Source organism: Chitinophaga sp. (assembly GCF_036569125.1).
In the GTDB taxonomy this organism is placed as follows: domain Bacteria; phylum Bacteroidota; class Bacteroidia; order Chitinophagales; family Chitinophagaceae; genus Chitinophaga.
The window spans coordinates 1-6,643 of sequence record NZ_DATCRF010000140.1; the positions used below are offsets into that span (position 1 = coordinate 1).

The following is a 6,643-nucleotide window of genomic DNA, read 5'->3' on the forward strand; positions in this document are numbered from 1 at the left end:
AGCAGCCTGCAAACTCTTTAAAGGAGCGGATAAAGTGCGACTGATCTGCATAATCATTTTCAAAAGCAATATCAGACAGCTTATCAAGCCGGTTACGCTTCAGCTGTTCCAGCGATGCCTGGAAACGTGCAATGCGCGAGAACAGCTTGGGCGGTATGCCTACATGCTGTTTGAACTTACGTTCAAAGCTTCTTTCGGACAGCTGTAATGTTTCCCTTAAAGTAATGAGCGATACATTGCCTTTTGACTGTAGAATGCTGGACAGCGCAAACTGCATGGCATTATCCGCATCGCGGTTTTGCCTGCGGAGCAACGTGGTAATGTAAGAGCAGATAACCTCAACCTGGCCATAGATACCGGCTGCATTGGAAACCTGGTTAAGCAGGGAAAAACCATGTTCGCCCGCCAGCTCGTCCAGGTTTAAACAGGTATCTGTTAACGCTTCTGCATTCAACCCGAATATGGCGTTTAATGCATTCGGCTGAAAGAAAATGCCGATGGTGCTGAACTGCCCTTTCAGGCTAAGTGCCGCATGCGTAGTAGCCTGTCCGTATAGGATGATGTTAGGCAGCTGCTTATCATTCTGGTATATAACACCCCTTTCCGGTTGCTGGAACAGCAGCCCGGGACAGCCATCCGCTATGGTCCGGAACGATTTGGCAGTATCATCAGCCGTATCGCTTTCCAGGGCCCAGAACGTACGTATATAGGCTTTCAGATGATCGGGAGGTGGGATCTGTTGGAATTGCATTTTAGTTCAGAATAGGCTTATACAAATATAACAATTCAGGGGGTAAAATGGAATGTCGTGATCTCCCCCTTACAATGTCGTATTCACAGACCTTCTGATTTCAACCGGTAAAGTAGTTTTACATCATCAAATCAAACGAAAATTTTTAAACTTTTAAAACATACTAACATGACAACTTTAACAGCCACCACAAAAGCAAAAAGCATCCGTAAAGATAAAGTGATCTACTGGATCTTCACTTCCTTATTTGTATTGCTGGATTCCGTACCGGCCGCCATCTGGTTCAATTCACCCATGGCAAAAGAAGGCATCCGCGCTATGGGCTTCCCCGCATACTTTGGTGTGGAATTAAGTATTGGTAAGATCATCGGCGGCATTTTGCTGATACTGCCTATGATCCCTGCACGTTTTAAAGAATGGGCCTATGTTGGATTTGGTATCTCACTCATCTCTGCCATGATTGCCAACATTGTTGTAGTAGGGCCGGCAATGGGTATTATGCCACTGATAGGTTTAGCCATCCTCACGGTGTCTTACATTTATTTTCATAAGACCAGGGAAACCGGTTTTTAATATTCAGCCACATTCTTAACCCACAGCCATGAATATCTTACTCACCATCGTTCTTATTATTGTTGCGCTGGTAGCGCTGCTGCTGATCGTAGCTGTTTTCAGTAAAAAGAGTTACACGGTAACGCGGGAGATCATTATCCGCCGGCCTAAACAAACGGTTTTCAATTACATCCGTTTCATTAAGAACCAGGACAACTACAACAAATGGTCTATGGCCGATCCCGGTGCAATAAAAACTTATACCGGTACCGATGGGAATGCCGGTTTTATTTACGCCTGGGATAGCAAGGTAAAGAATGTTGGCAAAGGCGAGCAGGAAATAATAAGTATAACAGACGGGGAGCGCATAGACCTGGAGCTGCGTTTTGTAAGGCCCTTTGAGGGGGTGGCTTTCGGCCATATAAGTACCACTGCGCTGGCAGAGGATCAGACAAAAGTAACCTGGAGCTTCAGCAGCAGCATGAAATACCCCATGAACATTATGTTGCTGTTAATGAATCTTGAAGGAATGCTGGGCCGCGATCTTGAGGTTAGTTTATCGAACCTGAAAAATATACTCGAACAATAATTAATAATTAAGAATGAATAATTAACAATCAAGGATGCAGTTAGTACGCAGGAAATGTGCACTACAAATTAGAATGGAGCTGATGTACATAGCATACTCGAAACACTTGCGCCATAATTATTAATTATTCATTCTTCATTATTAATTTCATATAGTCCCACCCGTTAGCAGAGCCTGGCATTTCATGTCAGGCTCTGCCGTTGAAAGCGTTAACCAAGGCTGGGGGCCGGTTTTAGGTTAATATATTGTTATTGACCTTATGAAAATTTTAACAAATTTTGCACAGACTTAAAATCTTTTCTATACATTTGGTTATAGAACGAAATCCTAATTGAGCTGAAGACCCGATGAAGACCGAATAACCAAAGCATCACATAATTCCTCGTACTATTTTCCCCTATACATGCTATGAGCTCCAGTTTCATAACCTTGCGCTGCCTTAGAGTTGTCTGCTAACAACACTGTTCTTAGTCGATGTACTTCCTTTTTTCTTAACTGATGAGAATGTAAATTATTCTGTCTGGCGGATGATGATTTTTTACGCACCCGGCGTTCTCAGAACGCTGACGATCTACTGTGTCCTCTTGGCTGCAATGCTACTCTCATGCCCCTTACTTTTTGCAGAAGGAAGTAAGGAGCTGAATCAGAGTGGCGGCTACCGTGCGTACCTGAATTCTACTTCTACCAGCAGCTCGCTGAACCCCTTTCCTACACTGGGTACCATGAAGGTGTATGTAAATGTGGGCGACCGTATTTATGTAGGTTCCAGCGCGCAGGGTACCGGTAACGGCACTATTCACTTACGGGCGCCTAACGGCGCCACCTATTCGTCGGGCAGCACTACATTAACCGGCCGTATCAACAGCCGTTCGCAGGAAGTGGTGGGCCCTTCCGTAAGCTTGCTGGACGGCGGTTATACGCCATATATTGTAACAGTGGCGGCCGGGCAGGGCGGTGTTTGGGAAATAGACTTTATACCGCCGAATGCCACCAATACATCCAATCCTACCCCTATACTATCATCCGCCAACTGGACACAACCCACCAACTCCTGTTATATTGCTGCTTTTGATATAAGCGTACGTAACACTTCCAATACCTTTGTTAAAGGACGTGTATTCACCAATATTTTTACCGCCAACCTGGGCGCTGCCACCTCTACCTTTGAACCCGTATTTAACGTATTAACCAAAGACGGTTACATTTACACCGTAGATAACAACGGGCAGGCCGGTTACGGCTTTTCTTTCCTGGCCAATAATAAAGGTTTCCGCAAGGCAGATGGCTCCCCTACCTATAAAAGTATTGACGACCTGAATGCCCTGAACCTGAAGGATCCCCGCACAGCAGATACAGAAACAGATATTACCCATAAGATCTTTTTCAACACGCCGGCCACAGACCTGCCAGCCAGCGCTTCATCGGTCAGTGGTACCGTATGGTTATTAAACACGCCGCCTACTATTGCAGCATCCAATATTACTTTTACGGGGATAGAAGGTACGGCCAATACCGCAGGTACCAGTCCTGCCGGTGGTAACATCAGCTTTACCTCTACCAGCGCCGCTAACTATGCAGTGGACATTGATATTGACGGTAACGGCGTTTATACCGATGCTACAGATAAAAGATTAACCGGTACTGCCGTTGTAGGCGCCAACAGCGTTTACTGGGATGGTACTAATGGCGCCGGCACCAAGGTATTGTTAGGCAGCAAGAACTATAACACAAGGGTGCTGCTATTCAGTGGAGAAGTACATTTCCCTTTTATTGATGTGGAGAATAATCCCAATGGTATTATCATCACCCGCACCAATGGCAGCGGCTCGGGTGATAATACCGTGTATTGGGATGATACGGGGCTCATTAATACCGGTACGGCTTCCAATCCGCTGAAGAACACTACCACAGGCATTTCCAGCGCTACCAACGGCCATAAGTGGGGCTCTACAGCTTATAGCGGAACTGATTTTGGTAATGAGAACGGCCTGGACACCTGGGCTTACCTGCAAAGTGCGCCTGCTGCTACTACGCTCAATATTGTGCTGAGAGAAGCTGATCTGGAAACCGTGAGCATTAACAAAACGCCCGCTTCTTTGTGTGTAGGCGGCACCGTTACCTATACAGTGGCTGTGCGTAATAACGGCCCCGGCAATGTTACCGGCGCCGCCTATACGTTCACTTATCCCACGGCCCTTACCAATGTGTCCGTAAGCAGCGCGGTTACCACCGGTACAGCCAGTGTGTCCGGCGGCAGCACCGGCGCAACCCAATACTCCGCTACGCTGAGCATGAACAATGCTGCAGTGGTCACCTTCACGATCAGCGGTACGGTAGCTTCTTTCCCGGGTGGCGGCAGCTTATCTGTTACGTCTGCGGTAATGCGCCCAACAGATGTTACGGATCCCGATGCTACCAACCCGGATGCAGCTGCGCCTACAGATCCGCAGGTGGAGTGTGATGCTGCACCTTCCGGTACCGGATGTAACAACATTAAAACCGATGCCACTACTATTTACCAGGTACCTACCACGGCAAATGCAGGTACGGCGCAGGTATTATGCGCGGCTACATCCACTACGCTCACCGGCAATACGCCCACTACCGGTACCGGCGCCTGGACGTTTGTAAGCGGCCCCAATACACCGGTTATTACCAGTCCCGCTGCTGCTACCACTACCGTTACCAGCTTAACTACCGGCGCTTATGTATTCCGTTATACCATTACCAACGGTACCTGTGCCGCCAGCACCAGCGATGTGCAGGTTACCGTGCAGGCAGCACTGGCCGGTAATACCATTACAGCCCCTGCTACCAATACGTTCTGTGGCAGCGGCGATCCCGCAGTGATCACGGGCGCCACGCCCACCGGCGGCTCCGGCACTTATGCGTATCAATGGCAGCAGTCCACCGACAATATCACTTTTACAGATATCACCGGCGCTACCTCAGCCAGCTATGATCCAGCTGTGATAAGCGCTACCACTTATTTCCGCCGGCTGGTAACTTCCGGCAGCTGTACTACGGCCAGCACCAGCAATGTGGTAACCATTACTATACAGGCGGCTATTACGGGCAATACGATTACAGCGCCCGCCACCACTGCTTTTTGCGCTAATGGCGATGCCGCTGTGATCACCGGTGCTGCGCCTTCCGGCGGCAGCGGCGCCTTTACCTACCAGTGGCAAAGCAGCCCGGATAACAGCACCTGGACCAACATCACCGGTGCTACCGGCCAGTCGTATGATCCGCCATCTACTTCTGCAACTACCTGGTACCGCCGTCTGGTAAGTTCCGGTACCTGTACTGCAGGCAGCGCCAGTAACGCAGTAGCTATAACGGTAACGCCTGCACTTACATCGGGCGCTATTGCTGCCAGTCAGGAATTCTGTGTATCCGGCGATCCCGTAGCTTTTACGGTTACCGCTGTTCCTACCGGCGGTACCGGTACTTATACCTATCAATGGCAAAGCTCTACCACCAGCGCTTCTACCGGGTTTGCAGATATCAGTGGCGCTACAGCAGCTACCTATGACGCCCCTGCCATTACACAAAACACTTATTACCGACGTATTACCCGTTCCGGTGTATGTGCAGATGCTATCAGTAATGTATTAACTGTAACGGTGAATCCCACTTTAACGGCGGGTGTAATTGCCGGTGCGCAAAGTTTCTGCGGCAGTGGCGACCCTGCAGCTTTTACTGTTACCACGGCGCCTGCCGGTGGCAGCGGCACTTATACCTATCAATGGCAAAGCTCCACTACCAGCACCAGCAGCGGGTTTACAGATGTTACAGGTGCTACCGGCGCCGTTTATGATGCCGGGGTTTTATCCCAAACCACTTACTACCGCCGTATAACGCGCTCCGGCAGCTGTGCGGATGCTGTCTCCAATGTACTTACGGTTACGGTACTGGCAGGTGTTGATAACAATACTATTGGCAGCGCACAAACAATATGCAGCGGCAGCACGCCGGCCACCCTTACCGGCAGCGCTCCTACCGGCGGTAACGGTACCTATACTTATTTATGGGAAAGCAGCACCGGCGGCGCTTTTACAGTCGCTGCCGGCACCAATAACGGGCAAAGCTATACGCCGCCTGCGCTTACACAAAATACCAGCTACCGCAGAACCGTTACATCCAGCGGCTGTAGCAGCAGTACAAGCAATATTATACAGATCACGGTAACACCGCCCACCACGGCAGCCAATGCCGGCGCCGACCAGGGGCCCACCAATGCGCGGCAGCTGCAGCTGAACGGTAATACACCCACCAGCGGTACCGGCGTCTGGACACAGGTATCCGGTCCTAGCACCGCCACTATTGTAAACCCGGCACTGGCCACTACCAGCATCACCGGCCTGGTGCCCGGCACATATATTTTCCGCTGGACCATCAGCAATGCACCCTGCGCAAGCAGCACGGACGATGTACAGGTCATTGTAAATGCACCGCCCACAGCTGCCAATGATGCCGCTGCCACCAATGAAGATGTGGCCGTGGGCATTAACGTACTTACGAACGATGCCGACGCTGATGGCAGCCTGAATGCAGCTACTGTAGCTATTGTGAACCAGCCGGCACATGGCACGGTAAGCGTATCTGCTGCCGGCGTGGTAACGTATACACCTGCTGCGGATTATAATGGGAATGATGTATTCAGCTATGCCGTGCAGGATAACCTGGGCGCTGTATCCAACACTGCTACCGTATCCCTCACCATCAGGCCTGTAAATGATCTGCCGGTG

4 protein-coding genes are annotated in these 6,643 nt (G+C 49.9%); 3 read left to right on the plus strand and 1 reads right to left on the minus strand.

Annotated elements, in window-relative coordinates; translation table 11 throughout:
• Positions 1-751: helix-turn-helix domain-containing protein (locus tag VIM87_RS04975; protein ID WP_331995907.1), on the minus strand; the 751-nt coding region annotated here is incomplete at its 3' end.
• A 168-nt stretch (positions 752-919) separates the two neighbouring features.
• On the opposite strand from VIM87_RS04975, the gene VIM87_RS04980 reads away from it, so the two are divergent.
• From VIM87_RS04980 to VIM87_RS04990, 3 genes are all read left to right on the plus strand, one after another.
• Complete coding sequence (locus VIM87_RS04980; RefSeq protein ID WP_331995908.1) at positions 920-1,324, plus strand: DoxX family protein; 405 nt, start codon at positions 920-922, stop codon at positions 1,322-1,324.
• Positions 1,325-1,352: 28 nt separating this feature from the next.
• The gene (locus VIM87_RS04985; protein ID WP_331995909.1) at positions 1,353-1,892 is read left to right on the plus strand and encodes an SRPBCC family protein; all 540 of its coding nucleotides are present in this window, start codon (positions 1,353-1,355) and stop codon (positions 1,890-1,892) included.
• A 593-nt stretch (positions 1,893-2,485) separates the two neighbouring features.
• Positions 2,486-6,643, plus strand: a 4,158-nt coding sequence (locus VIM87_RS04990; RefSeq protein ID WP_331995910.1) for an Ig-like domain-containing protein, incomplete at its 3' end; no start/stop codon positions are given.